This window comes from Mesorhizobium sp. M2A.F.Ca.ET.043.05.1.1, assembly GCF_003952445.1.
GTDB lineage: Bacteria > Pseudomonadota > Alphaproteobacteria > Rhizobiales > Rhizobiaceae > Mesorhizobium.
On sequence record NZ_CP034446.1, the window covers coordinates 5,355,072 to 5,370,496 of the forward strand.

Consider the following 15,425-nt stretch of genomic DNA (forward strand, 5'->3'; position numbering starts at 1 on the left):
GCAATGGTTTGCCGGCCACCATCCTGATAGTGCGAGGAGATCATCCATGACCAGACTGGACAAGCATGCCTCGGCGACATGGGCCGCGCTCCTAGCTGCGATAACCGCCGGCGCGGCAGGCGCGACGGCCGGCAAGGATGGCTCGACTTCCGGGCCGGTGCGATGCGAGATACGGGATACGATTGAAGCAGACGCCATCCTGCTGGAGCCCCTGGTTTATGCTGACAAGAGCACCAGCGGCACCTACACGATCAGCGTCTCCGGAGGAGGCGCGTCCGGCTCCGCCAACATCCGGCAGGGCGGCAGCTTCGAAGCCGGTCCGGGCAATCCCGCATCGCTCGGCCGGATGAGCTTGGGAGCAGATGGCGCTGCCTACGACGTCACGCTGAAGGTGATCGCAGGCGGCACGAGCGTCAGCTGCGTCAAGCAAGTGCCTAGCGCAACCTGAGCGTCGGTTCTCCCGATCGGCAGATCGAAAGGAGGGCTCCGGGCACCGGAGCCCTCCGCCATTTCCGCCGGGCCCTGGGGTGAAGCCTGACCCAATGCCGGATCTTGAATGGCTGCTGAACGATCCTTTCCGTCATGGTTCAGCTTGGTTGTGCGACTGTCCCTCATCAACGGTCGAACCGTCGAACCTGCCAGGAGACGTAACATGAACCGCCAGATCACAAAGCTCATCCACACCACCGCGCTCGTTGCCGCCATCGGCCTGCCCCTTGCTTCCGCTCCGGCAGAAGCGGGCGGTTCGATCGGGTTCTACTACTCGCCTCGGACGGCCCGCGATGCGCGGGCGCTGGACCTTGGTCTACATGCCTATTCGGCCTATAACGGGCTGCGCAGCGGTGCCCACATCAGACAGTTCGGTCGGAACAATGGTGCAGGCATAGGTCAGGACGGTGCCGGCAACCTCGGCGTAATTCGGCAGGAGGGCAGTGGACATATCGCCACCTTGCGGCAGGACGGCAACGACAATTCCTACGGCATTTTCCAGTTCGGCAGAAACACCGACGCCAATGTCGCGCAGGCCGGCGATGGCCAGAGCGGTGCGGCCGTGCTGTTCGGCTGGTAGGCTACAAATTGCCGGATTGCGTATACGTGGACGGCGGTTCCGGCCGCGTATCCGCCGTCGATTGTCTTCGTCACATCCTGCCAGGCCTGCAAGCGGGCCTCTGCAAAGCGCAAGGCAGCTCCGGCCCTGGGCAGACTCAATCGTCCCAGTCGTCCCAATTGTCTTCGTCCCGCGGCGGGTAGTTTGGAACGACCCGGATAATCGGCCGCGGACGCTGATAGCGCCAGTCATACTCGTCCGGCGGCTGCGGCACATAGGTGCGATAAGCGGGCTGGTAATAGTGTTTCCGCTTCCAATATTGGTGCCTTTTGTGCGGCCGCACGCAGTAGCCGTCCTCAGTCAGATAAGCGCATGTGACATGCGCCTCCTGCACCAGGCTATTTCCAGCCGGCACGCCGATCATCGGCGCCGCCTGGACCGCAGGCACCATCGCCAGCATGGTCCCGGCAAGGGCAAGAATGGGTAATTTCATCGGCCTCTCCAACCTCTCCAGAATAAGGCCGGAAGAACGTCCTGATTGGGGGCGATTTGCGGCGGCCGAGATCACTTTGATTTTCGGTCGCACATATGAGCGTTAGGTCATGTACCGCGCCGGTATGCCCAGGGCCACCCTCTGGCTGGGGCGCCATTCCATTGATTTCCTCGAAATCGGCGCAAGGGGCGGGGATTGGTTTGAAGCCGCCCAAACCTCGTCATTCTATGGCGGAGCAAGGAGCGAAGCGACGCAGCGCAGACCATAGAATCCATTCCGTGACTTGGAAGCGCCGCTACGGTGCTGGATTTTGCTCCGTTGCACGCCTTGGCGAAGGTAACGGAATGGATTCCAGGGTCTTCGCGACGCCGCTTCGCGGCTGCTCCGCCCTAGAATGATGGGTGGACGGCCCCTTGCGGCATCGAATGTGCCAAACTGGGCTGTGATTAACTCCAGCGGAAGGAGACCGTCCGTCATGCAAGCTATCAGATTTGGAATCGATTTGGCCAAGAATGTGTTTCAGGTGCACGGCGTGGATGCTGCCGGGCGCGTGGTGGTGCAGCGGCAGCTGCGCCGCGCGCAGGTGGAGAAGTTCTTCGCCGCGCAGCCGCCGGCGCTGATCGGCAGAGGCCTGCGGCTCGGCTCATCATTGGGCTCGCACGCTCAGCGCGCTCGGCCATGACGTCAAGCTGATGCCGCCGGCCTATGTGAAGCCCTATGTTCCGCGCAACAAGAACGATGCCCGCGACGCGCACGGCTGTTGCGAGGCGGTGAGCCGGCCCGACATGCGCTTCGTGCCGATCAAGTCGGTCGAGCAGCAATGGGCCCGGGCGCTGCACCGCACACGCGACCTTCTGGTGCGCCAGCGCACGCAACTGGCCAACGCCATGCGTGGCCTGCTCTATGAGATGGGACAGACAAGTGCCAAAGGGGCGGCGGGCATCGAGACCCTGCTGCGGCGCGTCGAGGCGGCCGATGAAGCCATCCCAGCGGCGCTGTTGATCTGCCTGGTGCCGCTGGCCGGGCAATGGCGGGCGCTGGATGGCGAGATCGGCAAGCTGGACAAGCAGATCCTGGCTCAGGTCAGGCAGCAGCGGGCAGCTTTGCGGCTGACGACGATCCCGAGCGTCGGCCCGATCATCGCGCATGCGACCGTCGCAGCCATCGGCGACGGTCGCCAGTTCGCCTCGGCCAGGGACTTCGCAGCCTGGCTGGGCCTGACCCGCAAGACCCATGACACCGGCGGCAAGCACAGGCCGACAGGCCATATAAGCCGTGCCGGCGACAAGGACCTGCGCAGGTTGCTCATTCTCGGCGCCAGTTCCTGGCTGCGTCAGGTCAGGGCCAAGCCCGACAGAGGCTCGCCCTGGATACGCGGCCTGCTGGCCAGGCGGCCGGTCAAGGTCGCCGTCGTGGCGCAGGCGGCCAAGACCGCCCGCATCATCTGGGCAATGCTGCAATCGGGACAACAATACAGGGCACCGGCTGTGGCCTAGCCGCAATCGAGGCCCTTAACAGCGTAAGGAGCAAAAAGGCAGCACGGCAAAATGGTCAGGACCTGGGTCGGGAAAATCCGCCATCGTCATCGCGACACCAAGCGCGCTAGAATGATTGGAACCGATCCGCGTAACCCTTGTTGGTCAGCGGTCATCGAACTCGACCGCACTAAAGGCCGAATACATGACCGCTCCAGACTTACGCCGTCGTCGTCATTTTGCCTCTTGCCCAAGAGGGGCCGTCCATACATGACGATCGCGATGGGCGTTTCGGCTAATCTCCAACGCATGCCATCTGCTAACGCAACCAAAGCCGACCGGTCAAAATCGCTGTGTGGTGCTACTAGCGATCCCAGCTCACCCATGACGCTAATTCGCCAACTGATCGAGAAGCGTATCTATTTCCCCTTCTTGGGCGCTTCGGGAGAAGCAGGGGCAGCTTGCGGGTCGACCGGTGCGGGTTCCGCCGCCGGCGCGGCGGCCTCGGTCTCGCCGCTGGTGTCCGAACCTGACGGCGGCGGGTTTTCCGCATTGCCGTCGTCCGGCGCCACGGGTGGTTCCGGCGCGGCGGGCGGGGTTTTGGGCCGGGGCGCGGTGTTGCGCAGAAGATCGCCGATCAGATCCGCCGCTCCCTTGCCGGACCCGTCGCCGTTCGAGCCCTTTTGGCCCGGGATCAGCTTGTCGAGATTGAGTTTTCCGGTCGGCAGCCCAAGGCGATTCAACATATCCAGCGCACCCTGCGGGTCCTTGGCCAACGCGCTCAGGTCCGGATAGGCGCCGGGCGCGGAGAGCGGGCCCTGGACCACGACCGGCACCCCGATGCCCTTCACGGCAACGTCGCCGCCCTGCCCGGCAAGCGAAGCGACGACGCGGGGGTTGAGCCGCATGTCGAGCGTCTGGTCGGCGAGGTCGATCGTGCCTGAGCCGTCCATCCGCAGCAGCGGGCCCAGCAGACTGATGTCCGTCGTCTGCGCGATGCCGTTCTCGATCGCGAATGAGGCGCCGAGCTCGGTGAACGTCGTCTTCTTGGCCTGATCCTGCTTGAAGCCGCCGGCGAGCAGCCCGACCAAATTGTTGTAGACCTCCGCTATGTCGATGCCGCGGAAGGCGCCGTCGCTGAATTTTGCCGCCGCCTTGCCGCCGAGCGAGCGGGCAAGCGACTTGGTGGTCTTTCCCGCGCCTGAAACCGCGACCGTCGCCTCAAGCGTGCCTTCTATGCGGTCGAAATCAGCCGCATCACGCAGCAAGGGTGCCGCGGCCGCGCCGGTGATTGCGGTGCTGAGGTCCAGGGAAGCGGCGTCACCGGAGCCGTCGGCGGTCATCTCCGCCGCGATCGTGCCGCCATAGAAGGGGCTTTGCGGCACGTTCAGGTGAGCCTTCCCATCCGCCACCGTCAGGCTGGTCGCCACCGGCCCGGCGAAGACCTTGCCATAGCCGAGCTTGTCGGCCTGGATATCCACTTTGGCATCAAGTCCCTTGAGGAAGGAGAGATCGACCGGCGCGTCGGTTGCCGCGCCCGGTTTCTGCTTGCCGCCGGCCGCGGCTCCACCGCTGCCGGCGAGCGCTGCAAGGTCGAGTTTCGCGAAATTGAGCGACGTCCGGATCGTGAGAGGCTCCCCTAGTTTCACCGAGCCTTGCCCGGACGCCTTGACGCCGTTCAAAGCGACGGTGGCCTTCTTGAAGGAGAATTGCGTTGGGCCGGCATCGACATCGCCCTTGAAGGCAAAATCCTGCAGACTGCGGGAAGCGCCCTGTCCCAGCCATTGCATCAGTCTGTCGACCGAGGGCGATGTAGCCGAGACCTGGCCCTTGAACGTGCCGCCACCCCCGACAGTGCCGCTTATGCTGCCTTCGAGATATTTGGAGGAGACCGAAAGGCTGATCGGGCCGGATGCATCGGCAACGGAGCCGCCGGCCAGAAAGGATGCGGGCGCGACCTGAGACTTGAACGCAACAGCCTGCCCCCGCCAGACGAGCTTGCCCGTCACATCGACCGGCTTGCCGATGTCGCGAAGCTTCGCGTCAAGAGTGAGCCCGGTTATGTCGTTGGCCGTGCGGTCACGGGCAAGCGCCGCAAGCGGAAGCTTGCCTTCGCGTATCCCGACCGTTCCCTGCAGATTGAGGCTGCTGTGGATGCGTTGCGCGGCAAGCCCACGAAAACCGAATCCCATATCGGCCGTAAGCTTGCCGGACAGCGGCACCGCTTGTCCGGCCAGCTTCGCTATCGAGCCGATGTCCAGCCCCGAGCTCGCAATATTGCCCCGTATGGTCGGAGGCGTTTCAGCGACATTCGTCGAGGCGTTCGCCTTGAGGTTTCCCGCGTCGAGGCCGAAATGCTCCAGCTTTGCCTCGAGATGCCCGTCGCGCAATGTTGCGGCGAGTTGGACATCGGAAGCCCGTATCTTGCCGCTGAGCAACTCATCGATTGTCACGCTGATGTCGACGTCGAAAGCGGCCAGCATGGCAAGATCAGGCTCTCCGGAGCCGGCCGAAGCTTTGCCCGCGCTGGAACCGCCGTTTCCGAGGTCGCTCAGCGCGTCGATATCGACGCGCTTGGCTGCCAGGTCGGCGAAGAAGCGATGCCGCGGCCCGGGCTGAAAGAGCGCGTCCATCTGGAAGCTCTGGTCGCCGATCTCGAACTTCCCGCCCTTGATCTGATAGCTGCCATTGCCGTTGAGCTGGATCTCGCCGCTCGCATGCAAGGCAGAGAATTTGGCAACGGGCGCCGGATCGAGCCGCGCCTCGATGGCGATTTGGGCCGGCAGCCGTTTCAGAATCGGCCTCAAGGCGGAAAGGCTCCCGCTGATTGCGACGCGACGGCCGTTTCTGGTGCCGGCCAATGAAAACGAGACCTCCCGGTCGAGGTCCGGAACCCTCAAATCGGCGTCGATCGCCATCACCTTGGCGGCATTGCGGGTCGATGCGGCTGAGGTAAGGGTACCGTTCGTTATGGTCAGTTGGTTGATCGCCAGCCGCTCGAGCGTATCGACGATCGCCGCGAAGGGATAGGGCTGAGCATCCTTGGGCTCCGGAGCTGGCTCCGCGCTCGCGGAAGCCCTGAGTGCGATGGTCGGATCCGCCAGCGCGACCGACTGAATCTCGAGCTTTTTCGACCATAGCGAGGAAAGCGTTACCGACGTCGAGAAGCGCGGAGCGGATATCGCGATGTCGCCAGCGCCGGTCGAGAGCGAGATATCATCCGCGACCACCGCCAGCCTGGGCAGCAGCGACAGCCTGACAGGCCCGTCCAGCCGAATGCTCATTCCGGTCGCGGACGACAATTGCCGGCCTAGCTCAGCACGAACCCAGTCGGTCGAAACCAGCGCGGGCAGAAGGAAAAGCAGCCCGACGACAAGAACGACAGCTACGGTGAGTGCGGCGACGATTTTTCTCACATCGACCAGCCAAAAATGATCGGAAGAATCAGTATCGTCGAGCATACATGCTTCCGGCGCCCGACTGAATCCTAGCGGATCATGAGCTTGCGCGGCCCGGCGCCACTCACTCCGGAGGACGCTGACACAAGCGGAGTCTCGGACCGACCTAGTGGCCTGTCGGCTCTGTTTGTGGTGGCAGGTGGCATGCCTTGGAGATTGGCCGAAACGCCCACCGCGATCGTCATTCCAGGGCGGAGCAGGAGCGAAGCTCCGTCGCGAAGACCCTGGAATCCATGCCGTTACCTTCGCCAACGAGCGCAACGGAGAAAAATTCAGCACCATCGCGGCGCTTCCAAGTCACGGCATGGATTCTATGGTCTGCGCCGCGTCGCTTCGCTCCTTGCTCCGCCATAGAATGACGAGGTTCGGGCGGCTTTGATCAATCCCGGACGTTTGCGCTGATTTCACGCAAATGGATGGAAAATCTTGCACAAGACAAACGGCAACCTTTCAAAATCCCTGTGTCGGGGAACCAGTCCCACTCACCTGGAGATTGCCGTCGCCTTGTGATTGCGTTGGCGCGCATAGGCCACACAGGCGTCCACCGTGCTGACGCAGAGCGCATCGACGCTGTTCGGCAGATTGTTGTCGCCGGCATAGGCCACCTCGGCGACATGGCCGCCGACCATGCGGATCTGCGTGTTGCAGTAACCGCCGGGAGCGACGTTGACTGACCCGCCGACCGCAGGGATCGCGCCCACGGCCATGGTCGGCACCGCGATGCTGAGGTTGCCGCGTTGCACGGTGCGCTGATAGGTCCAGATCTGGCCGGATGATCCCACATCGGCGGTCGCGGTCGGAAAGCCGGCGCACATGCGAACATCGGCCTCGCTGAGACCGACCATCTCCTTGCGGGCGGCGGCCGTGGTGGGGTCGACCTTGGCGATGCCGGACGTGTCGTCCGGGATGACGCAGGACGACAGGATGGAGATGCCTGCCGCGACAAAGGCAAGTTTTCGAATACGCAAGGATGTCATGCCGTCGGTCGGAGTTGCGTGCCGCCCCAGCGCCCTCTTGCCTACCTAGGCAATCGGCCAAACGCGTCAACCCGCGATAGACTCCGAATGCCGCCGCCCTTGCGCGCCAATGCGCTCACGCCACCCGAAAATAGCTGGTCATGCCTGTCTTCTGGTGCTCGATGATGTGGCAATGCAGCAGCCAGTCGCCGGGATTGTCGGCGACGAAACCCAGCTGCACCTTCTCGTCGGGCTGGATGAGGTAGGTGTCGGAGACGAGCGGCTGCACTGGCCTGGTCGAGGACGACAGCACCTTGAAGCTCATGCCGTGCAAATGGATCGGGTGCGCGTGCGGCGTCAGGTTCTCCATGTCGATGATGTAGCTCTTGCCGAGCCTCAGCTCGGCGAGCGGCGCCGTCGGGTCGGGCGTGTCGCCTGGCCACGGCACTTTGTTGATCGCCCAGAAACTGTAACCGAGCGAACCGCAGATGCTGTCGGCCGAAACGTTTTCCGCCGTGGCGCTCAGCGCCAGCGGGATGCGCCCGGCGCTGGAGAGGTCCACCTCCGCCACCGGATTGACTTCCAGCGGGCCGAGATCGCGCAGTTCGTGCTTGAGCGATTTGCCGACGGAACGCAGCGTCGCCAGGATTTTCGGCTTGGTGCCCCGGACGTCGCGCAGGCTAACGATCGCGCCTTCCTCGTCGGGCATACGGATGGCAAGCTCCAGCCGCTGGCCGGGTCCGATCTGCAAGGCGTCCGGCGTAAACCGCTGCGGCACCGGGTTGCCGTCGAGCGCGATCACCGCCGCCTCGGCGCCATCGACGCGGAAGGCGTAGATACGGGTGACGTCGGTGATGGCGGCGCGCAGCCGCACCAGTCCGCCGGCCGGCGCATCGAATTGCGGCTGTTCGAGCCAATTGGCGGTGCGCACCGTGCCGAAGGTGCCGGCCTTTGCGGCGTCGCGTGGCCGGAACGCCTCGATGAACTGGCCGTCGTCGCCGAGCCGCCAGTCGCGCAGGTTGATCACCATTTCGGCGTCGAAGGCGGGGTCCTTCGGGTTCTCGACCACGATCACGCCGGTCAACCCGTGACCCATCTGGATCAGCGTGTTGCAATGCGGGTGGTACCAGAAGGTGCCGGCGTCGGGCGGGGTGAAGGCATAGTCGAAATGGTCGCCCTGATAGACATAGGGCTGGATCAGGAACGGCACGCCGTCCATCTTGTTGGGAACGCGGATGCCATGCCAGTGGATGGTCGTCGGGTCGTCGATACCGTTGATCAAGCGCGCGGCAAACGGCTCGCCCTTCCGCATCCTGACGACCGGCGGCGGGCCTGCCTCGCCATAGGTCAGAACATTCTTCGTCGGCGCGCCGTCCATCAGCCGCGCCTCGATGCTGGCGGTCTTCAGGATCAGCGGTTCGGGCTTCGCCGCCGCCCAGCCGGCAAGCTTGCCGGCGGCCGAGAGGCCGAGACCGGCCGCGCCGACGGCCGCGGCGCTCTGCAGGAGTTTGCGGCGTGTAAGGACCGACATGGGAATCCTGATATAGATGAGTGATTGCCTCAGGCTTTATCATCATTCGGGCTCATCCCGAAACGGACAGATCGCCGCCCCCAGGGCAATTAGAGCGGTTCAGCGTTCGATAGATCCGGCATGGAAAGCCGTCGCGCACTTTTCCTGATATTGCCCTAATCGCGCAGGCTGAAGACGAAGGGCGCGGTGCGGGTGACGCGGGCGCCGAGTTCCGCCGGCGGCGCCGGCACCGAGGCGCCCTGCAACGCGCCAAGCGCGGCGCGGTCGAGATCGCCGTCCCCCGAGGATCGCGCGAGCCGGGCCGAGACCACCCTTCCGGACGTGTCGACCGTGAAGGTCACGCTCGGCGTGCCCTCGGCCCGCCTGGAGCGCGCGGCGCTCGGATAGCGGGTGTGCCGCCTGATCCACGCCGCCAGGCTGGAATTCCAGCGCGACGGGCTGACGCTCGAGCGCGGCGCCACGCTCGAGGATTGTGGCGCCGCTGCCTTCGTCGCCGCCTTGGCGTCAATGCTGGCGGCGGTCGTCGCCTTGGGCGTCGTCGCCTTTTCCTTTTCCACCCGTTCCTTCGGCTTTTCGACCGGCTTCTTCTCGGCCTTCTTCCTGGCTTCGGCCGGCCTCTGCGCCTTGACCTCGGCTTCCACGGGTTTCGGCTGCGGTAGCGGAATGGCGACATCGGGCGCGATCGCCTCGACAGGATCCGGCACGACTTCATCCAGTGGCTGCTGCTCGCTCAGCGCCGCGATGGTCTGCTGCACCGGCGCGGCCTGTTCAGCCTCCTGCCTGTCGTCGAGCGGATGTTCGGTGACCGGCTCTGGCTGCTCCGCCACCGGCGCCGGATCGGTCACCGGCTTCGTGTCGACGGGCTTTTCCGTCTCCTCCGCGGCATCGGGCGGCCCCGGTGTCACGGTGTCCAGCATCGCAGCCTCCTCCGGCACGGCGGGCGCGGTCATCAGCGGTGCCATCTCGACCGCCAGCGCCGGCGGCGGGCCGCTATCCTGCATTTCGGCGAAACTCAGATTCTGCACCGCATAGGCAACCGCCACATGGGCGGCCAGAATGATCGCGGCGGCGCTCGTCCACAGGCCGGCGTCGCGCGCGCCGAAGCGCGGCTGGCGGGAAAGGGCGGCGGCCGTCATGGCGCTGGGCTTCCACCGGGTGGCGGAGCTGGGTTCGCGCCGGCCGCGGGAGTTCCTGGCGCAGCCTGTCCGCCGGCGCCGCCCATGGTCTCGAGGCCGACCAGCGCGACCTTCAGATAGCCAGCGCGACGCAGCAGGTTCATCACCTCCATCAGGTCGCCATAGCCGACCGTCTTGTCGGCGCGCAGGAAGACGCGCGTTTGCTTGTCGCCCTTGGTGCGGCTGTCGAGCATCCCGGCGAAGGCCGGACGCGGCACGCTGTCATTGCCGATCGCCAGCGTCAGATCGCTTTTCAGCGTCAGGAAGAGCGGCGTCTCGGGGCGCGGCGCGGGTGTTGCCGTCGAACCGGGCAGGTCGACATTGACATCGACGGTGGCGAGGGGTGCCGCGACCATGAAGATGATCAGAAGCACGAGGATGACGTCGATGAACGGCGTGACATTGATGTCGTGGCTTTCCTCGAGATCGTCGCCGGAGTTCTCGCGAATGCGCGCCGCCATTGCCGCTACTCCGCCGCCATCGCCGCTGCCGGCGGCACCGTGCGGAAATCGAGGTCGCGGCTGACCAGCCGCTCGACGCCGGCTGAGGCGTCGGCGAGGATCTGTTTGTAGCCGGCTATCGAGCGCGCGAAGACGTTGTAGATGACGACCGCCGGGATGGCCGCGACAAGGCCCATCGCGGTCGCAAGCAGCGCCTCCGCGATGCCCGGCGCCACCACGGCGAGGTTGGTGGTCTGCGCCTGCGAAATGCCGATGAAGGCGTTCATGATGCCCCACACGGTGCCGAACAGGCCGACGAAGGGCGCCGTCGAGCCGATGGTGGCGAGCAGCCCGGTGCCGCGCGACATGCGCCGGGCCGCCGCCGCCTCGATGCGCGAGAGCCTGGAAGCGACGCGTTCCTTCAGCCCGTCGCCGGAAACGTGGTCGAGCGCGCCCGCCGATAGCGCGCGTTCCTCTTCCGCCGCCCGCACCAGAAGCGCGCCCGGACCGCCGCTGTGGCCGAGTTCGCGGCGGGCCTGCATCAGCGTCGCGGCATTGCCGATCGCATCGGCGGCACGGCGGGCCCTCAGCTTGCCGCCGAAGACCTCCAGCGACTTGGCAAGCCAGATCGTCCAGGTGACGAGAGAGGCGAAGGCCAGCCCGACCATGACCGCCTTCACGACGATGTCGGCATTCATGAACATGCCCCAGGGCGACAGGTCATGCGGCAGCGTCAGCGGGATGGAAGGCTCTTCGCGAATGGCGCCGTTCGGAGCTGGCTGAATGCTCTGCGCCATCGGCGTGGCGACGGGCGGCTGCGCCGCCGGCGCCTGCTCGATTGGCTCCTGCACGGCGGGTGCTATCGGCTGCCCAGCCGGCGGCTGCGTCGCCGGCTGTTCCTGCGCCCCGGCGATGCCGGCCGAAAGAATGAGGGCCACGGCCAGCGCCGCGAAAATACTGTTCCGGGACAAGGCTCGTCCTCGCTTCATCATCGCAATGCGGTGGCCGCCACGCATACCATACAGAAGCCTAGCGGCCATGCCGGTTGACTATGAAACATGACATTGCGAGTCAACTATAAAGATGACTGTGCTGCTCACCTATTTATGACGATCCGGTGCCCTGTCGACGCGCTCTGCGGGTCTGGACCGCAAGGCAGCTGCCGGGCACGATGCGTTTATTCTTTGCGCAATCCCGCTGCGCACATTTCCTGAAATCGCTCCAAGGCAGGCGGCCAATGATCAAGGCGATACCATTCGACTTTCCCTATGACGGCAGGCTGATGCCGCAACACACGGCGCTGCTGGTGATCGATCTGCAGGAGGATTTCCTGTCGCCGACCGGCTATTTCGCGAGGAAGGGCTATGATCCGTCGCCGCTGCGAGCCATCCTGCCGGCGGTCAACCGGGTGATTGCCGCGGCCCGCGCGGCAGGCCTCACTATCATCCATACAAGGCAAGGCTACCGCGCCGACATGGCCGACATGACGCCTTACGAAAAATGGCGCCGCAAGCGGGCCGGTCTCGACGGCACCGATGTCCTGCTGCGCTCCGGCCCGGGCTTCCAGATCGCCGCCGATGTCGACGTGGCGCCGCAGGACGTCATCATCGACAAGACCTGCAACAGCGCCTTCACCTATACGGATCTGGAGATGGTGCTGTGCGCGCGGGACATAACGCACCTGCTTTTCACCGGCTGCACGACGGATGTCTGCGTGCACACCACATTGCGCGAGGCCTGCGACCGCAACTTTCAGTGCCTGACGGTTTCGGACGCCTGCGCCAGCGGCGACCAGTATGCGCATGAAGCGGCGCTGCACATGGTGACGGTCGAGGACGGGATCTTCGGCGCGCTGGCGGACTCGCAAACCGTCATTGCGGCGTTGCGGCAGCTCGCGGGCGCCGTGCGCTGAAGGTCATTTGGGTCTCATCGAAATTTTTCCGCCCCACCGTTCCGTTTCCGCTGCCGGCTTCGTCTTGAGGGGCGTAACAGGTGCGGGAGCCGCTACGGCCTCCGCCATCAGGACAAACGGAGCCAAGCCATGTCGACCACAGTGACCCTGATCAACGTCTTCACCGCCAAGCCGGGCAAGCAGCAGGAACTCGCCAGGACGCTCGCCGAAGGCACGCGGAACTTCTTCAGCAAGCAGCCGGGCTCGCTGTCGTCATCCGTGGTCGTCGGCGGCGACGGCAGCAAGGTCGCCAACATCTCGCAATGGCGTTCGGGCGAGGACATCGCGGCCTTCCGCGCCGACCCCCACTTCGCCGACTACATGAAGAGCATCATCGAGCTGGCTGCCGGCGAGAGCATGATGGGCCACACCATCTATTCGCATACGGGCGGCGTTGAAAACTGAAGCAATTCCAGGAAAAGTGCGCAGCGGTTTTCCGTCCGGAATTGCGTCAAACAAAGGTAGAGATTGCGTGACCGGTTCGCAGGATCAGGCCGTTGCGGCGACCGAGCCCCGGCTCCGCGCCTTCGAGCGCGAGGCCGCTTCCCTGAGAGCCAGGCTGCACCGCTATGCGTCGCGCATGGTTGGATCGGTCATCGATGGCGAGGACATCGTCCAGGAGGCCTTGGCCAAAGGCTTCGTGGCGATCAGGAATGGCGACATGCCCGACAGGACCGAACCCTGGCTGTTTCGCATCGCGCATAACGCGGCGCTCGATTTCCTGCGCAAGCGCGCCCGCTCAAGGGGGCGCGAAAGCGAAGTGGAACTCGACATGATCGCCGACGAGAATTCGGCGCTGGACGCGCGCATCGCAGCGGAGGCGAGCCTGGCCGAGCTGATGCAATTGCCGCCGGCTCAACGATGCGCGGTCGTGCTGAAGGATGTGCTCGGCCACAGCCTGGAGGAGATCGGTGAAATCCTCGAAACATCCGACACGGCGATCAAGGGCGCGCTGCAGCGCGGGCGCGAAAGCTTGCGCAAGCTGGCGGCCGCGCCGCGCATGGCGCCGCCCCGTCCGGCGCTCGACCGGCAGAACATGCGCCGCTTGGGCGACTATGTCGTTGCCTTCAACGCCAGGGATTTCGACACGCTGCGCGGCCTTTTGGCCGAGGACGTCAAGCTGGAGTTGGTCAATCGGCTGCGCGCGGACGGCAAGGAATATGTCGGCAATTATTTCGGCCGCTATGCCGACGAAACGCATTGGCATTTCGCGATCGGCCTTGTCGAAGGCCGGCCCGCCATCCTGGTCACCAGCCCGGAGCGTCCGGATGGACCGCCGCGCTACTTCATCCTCATCGATTGGAAGGACGGCCGGATCGCCGGCATCCGCGATTTCCTGTTCGCGGATTACGTGATGGACGGGCTGGAGTACTCCGGCACGCCGTAACTCAGCCTATACGGCGTTCCGCAAAGGGAGATGAGGCAAACGCACCCGGTTGCGGAATCTCCGCCTCGCGGCGCGCCAGCGAATTCGCGAGCAGCGTGATCGTCTCGCGCCCAATGCGGGCGATCTCGCCCGGACGGTCGATGCCGCTGATCATGAATTCCTCGATGCCGAGCGCCGCATAGGGCAAAAGCGCCAGGGCAATCCGCGCCGGCGGCCCGGCGATCTCGACTGCCTTGTGATCCGGGGTTCCGCTCCAGCCGTCCGCATGGATGCGGACCGGCAGCGCGAAGCGCAATCTGCCGGCGCGGCCGTGCTCGGCGGCGGCGCCGCGCGCACGCTCGATCAATTGCCGCACCTCGTCCGGCGAGCCGGCGGCCAGTTCGAAGACATCGGCATGCCTGCCGGCCACCTTCAGCGCGGTGCCCGATTGGCCGCCGAGCCGGATGACGAGATCGGCGCCATGCGGGCCCTTGCGCGGCACGAAGCCGCCCCTGACGCTGTAGAAGGCGCCTTCATGGTCGAAGGGCCTGTCGTTCGACCACAGGCGCTTCAGCAGCACCAGATATTCATCGATGCGCTGCCAAACCACGCTGTGGCCGACCGGTCGCGCCTCGGCATCGCTGTCTTCCAGCGGCTCGCTCAGCATGCGAAGCGACAGGCGTCCGCCGCCTCTGCGGTCGAGCGCGGCAAGCTGCCTTGCCGCCACCGTCGGCTCGATCACGCCGGCCCAATGCGTCAACACCACCTCCAGCGAACCGGTGCGGTCGAGCGTCTGCGCGGCGATGTCCATATTGGTGAGCAGGCCGGCCGGATCGTCCACCACCAGCCTACGGAAACCGGCATCCTCGATCAGCGACAGTTTGGTCGCCGTCTCGGCGAAATCATAGAAGAAGCCGCCATTGGCAGCCTTACCGGGAACATGCGTGAACTCGATCGGCATTGCCATCTCCTCCATCACGTCGGCTTGCCCGCTCCAAAGCCTTTTGAACCAAATCCGAGGACGCAGGCGCGCGACAGCGCCCCGGCGCTCGGCCAGCTTTCCACTCCGGTTACGCAACTCAGATTGTTTTGACGGCGGGTCTCGGCCCGCCTTGAAATCAGGGGATCAACCCCAGCACCACCGCGCCGGTGAACACGAATGCAAGCGCGAAGACGAGATAGGCGAAGGTACCGCCATAGGCGGGCCTCCAGCTCTGGTCGGCGGTCAGCCTTTGGCCCTTGCGGGCGGTCTGAGCGTTCTGGATATAGGACATATCGGCCTCCGTCTCAGCGCTTAATCTATAAAGTTAGTAGACTTTGTCGATTGCTATTTTTCAAGGATTTTTGGGAGAATGTTCTCGGGAAGCGTGCAAATCAGGTAATTCGTGCTCCTGCGGAGTGGAATATCCAGCGAGCAAGCGGAGCATGGGCTGCCCGACAAATGCCTGGAACCACGGACTTTCAGCGGCAAAACGGCCTCGTTTGAGCGCTTGGCCATTCCCCGCGCGACGCGATAGCATCTAAAACACTCA

The 15,425-nt window shown here is 64.7% G+C and carries 14 protein-coding genes and 1 pseudogene; 6 read left to right on the forward strand and 9 right to left on the reverse strand.

What is annotated here, in order from left to right; translation table 11 throughout:
- The first annotated feature begins 46 nt into the window (after positions 1–46).
- Together csgH and EJ069_RS26005 are read left to right on the forward strand one after the other, a co-directional pair.
- Positions 47–448 carry a curli-like amyloid fiber formation chaperone CsgH gene (csgH, locus tag EJ069_RS26000; RefSeq protein WP_126063734.1) on the forward strand — a complete coding sequence of 134 codons (402 nt, stop codon included), beginning with the start codon at positions 47–49 and terminating at the stop codon, positions 446–448.
- A gap of 204 nt (positions 449–652) precedes the next feature.
- Positions 653–1,069 (forward strand): curlin, encoded by a 417-nt coding sequence (locus EJ069_RS26005; RefSeq protein ID WP_126063735.1) that lies wholly within the window; start codon positions 653–655, stop codon positions 1,067–1,069.
- Positions 1,070–1,205: 136 nt separating this feature from the next.
- Here the strand turns inward: EJ069_RS26005 and EJ069_RS26010 are convergent, their stop codons facing one another.
- On the reverse strand, positions 1,206–1,541 hold the full coding sequence (locus EJ069_RS26010; protein ID WP_126063736.1) for a hypothetical protein: 336 nt from the start codon (positions 1,539–1,541) through the stop codon (positions 1,206–1,208).
- A 475-nt stretch (positions 1,542–2,016) separates the two neighbouring features.
- On the opposite strand from EJ069_RS26010, the pseudogene EJ069_RS26015 reads away from it, so the two are divergent.
- Positions 2,017–3,037: pseudogene (locus EJ069_RS26015) on the forward strand (IS110 family transposase).
- A 398-nt stretch (positions 3,038–3,435) separates the two neighbouring features.
- Here the strand turns inward: EJ069_RS26015 and EJ069_RS26020 are convergent.
- The 6 genes from EJ069_RS26020 to exbB form a co-directional block, all read right to left on the reverse strand.
- Entirely contained in the window at positions 3,436–6,477 is a 3,042-nt protein-coding gene (locus tag EJ069_RS26020; protein ID WP_189475988.1) for an AsmA family protein, read from the reverse strand.
- A gap of 479 nt (positions 6,478–6,956) precedes the next feature.
- On the reverse strand, positions 6,957–7,451 hold the full coding sequence (locus EJ069_RS26025; protein WP_126063738.1) for a hypothetical protein: 495 nt from the start codon (positions 7,449–7,451) through the stop codon (positions 6,957–6,959).
- A gap of 115 nt (positions 7,452–7,566) precedes the next feature.
- Positions 7,567–8,961: a multicopper oxidase family protein gene (locus tag EJ069_RS26030; RefSeq protein WP_126063739.1), complete on the reverse strand. Its 1,395-nt coding sequence runs from the start codon at positions 8,959–8,961 to the stop codon at positions 7,567–7,569.
- 155 nt (positions 8,962–9,116) lie between these two features.
- The gene (locus EJ069_RS26035; RefSeq protein ID WP_126063740.1) at positions 9,117–10,097 is read right to left on the reverse strand and encodes an energy transducer TonB; all 981 of its coding nucleotides are present in this window, start codon (positions 10,095–10,097) and stop codon (positions 9,117–9,119) included.
- A complete protein-coding gene (gene exbD, locus EJ069_RS26040) occupies positions 10,094–10,597 on the reverse strand; it encodes a TonB system transport protein ExbD (protein WP_126063741.1) in 504 nt (167 codons plus the stop codon). Before exbD ends, EJ069_RS26035 begins: the two co-directional genes overlap by 4 nt.
- A gap of 5 nt (positions 10,598–10,602) precedes the next feature.
- Entirely contained in the window at positions 10,603–11,547 is a 945-nt protein-coding gene (exbB, locus tag EJ069_RS26045; RefSeq protein ID WP_126063742.1) for a tonB-system energizer ExbB, read from the reverse strand.
- Between the two features lie 266 nt (positions 11,548–11,813).
- Between exbB and EJ069_RS26050 the strand changes: the two genes are divergently transcribed.
- The 3 genes from EJ069_RS26050 to EJ069_RS26060 all read left to right on the forward strand — a co-directional run bounded on the left by EJ069_RS26050 (position 11,814) and on the right by EJ069_RS26060 (position 13,914).
- Entirely contained in the window at positions 11,814–12,488 is a 675-nt protein-coding gene (locus tag EJ069_RS26050) for an isochorismatase family cysteine hydrolase (protein WP_126063743.1), read from the forward strand.
- A gap of 129 nt (positions 12,489–12,617) precedes the next feature.
- The gene (locus EJ069_RS26055) at positions 12,618–12,932 is read left to right on the forward strand and encodes an antibiotic biosynthesis monooxygenase family protein (RefSeq protein ID WP_126063744.1); all 315 of its coding nucleotides are present in this window, start codon (positions 12,618–12,620) and stop codon (positions 12,930–12,932) included.
- A gap of 67 nt (positions 12,933–12,999) precedes the next feature.
- Positions 13,000–13,914, forward strand: a complete 915-nt coding sequence (locus EJ069_RS26060) for a sigma-70 family RNA polymerase sigma factor (protein WP_126063745.1) — start codon at positions 13,000–13,002, stop codon at positions 13,912–13,914.
- Position 13,915: 1 nt separating this feature from the next.
- On the opposite strand, the gene EJ069_RS26065 is transcribed toward EJ069_RS26060, so the two are convergent.
- Together EJ069_RS26065 and EJ069_RS26070 are read right to left on the reverse strand one after the other, a co-directional pair.
- Entirely contained in the window at positions 13,916–14,854 is a 939-nt protein-coding gene (locus EJ069_RS26065) for an LLM class flavin-dependent oxidoreductase (protein WP_126063746.1), read from the reverse strand.
- A gap of 157 nt (positions 14,855–15,011) precedes the next feature.
- A complete protein-coding gene (locus EJ069_RS26070) occupies positions 15,012–15,167 on the reverse strand; it encodes a hypothetical protein (RefSeq protein WP_095816548.1) in 156 nt (51 codons plus the stop codon).
- Positions 15,168–15,425: the final 258 nt, after the last annotated feature.

Coding starts and splice junctions, on each gene's coding strand:
- csgH (WP_126063734.1), top strand. CDS start 47: ATGACCAGACTGGACAAGCATGCCTCGGCGACATGGGCCGCGCTCCTA.
- EJ069_RS26025 (WP_126063738.1), bottom strand. CDS start 7,451: ATGACATCCTTGCGTATTCGAAAACTTGCCTTTGTCGCGGCAGGCATC.
- EJ069_RS26005 (WP_126063735.1), top strand. CDS start 653: ATGAACCGCCAGATCACAAAGCTCATCCACACCACCGCGCTCGTTGCC.
- EJ069_RS26010 (WP_126063736.1), bottom strand. CDS start 1,541: ATGAAATTACCCATTCTTGCCCTTGCCGGGACCATGCTGGCGATGGTG.
- EJ069_RS26065 (WP_126063746.1), bottom strand. CDS start 14,854: ATGCCGATCGAGTTCACGCATGTTCCCGGTAAGGCTGCCAATGGCGGC.
- EJ069_RS26070 (WP_095816548.1), bottom strand. CDS start 15,167: ATGTCCTATATCCAGAACGCTCAGACCGCCCGCAAGGGCCAAAGGCTG.
- EJ069_RS26035 (WP_126063740.1), bottom strand. CDS start 10,097: ATGACGGCCGCCGCCCTTTCCCGCCAGCCGCGCTTCGGCGCGCGCGAC.
- EJ069_RS26020 (WP_189475988.1), bottom strand. CDS start 6,477: ATGCTCGACGATACTGATTCTTCCGATCATTTTTGGCTGGTCGATGTG.
- EJ069_RS26055 (WP_126063744.1), top strand. CDS start 12,618: ATGTCGACCACAGTGACCCTGATCAACGTCTTCACCGCCAAGCCGGGC.
- EJ069_RS26050 (WP_126063743.1), top strand. CDS start 11,814: ATGATCAAGGCGATACCATTCGACTTTCCCTATGACGGCAGGCTGATG.
- EJ069_RS26030 (WP_126063739.1), bottom strand. CDS start 8,961: ATGTCGGTCCTTACACGCCGCAAACTCCTGCAGAGCGCCGCGGCCGTC.
- exbD (WP_126063741.1), bottom strand. CDS start 10,597: ATGGCGGCGCGCATTCGCGAGAACTCCGGCGACGATCTCGAGGAAAGC.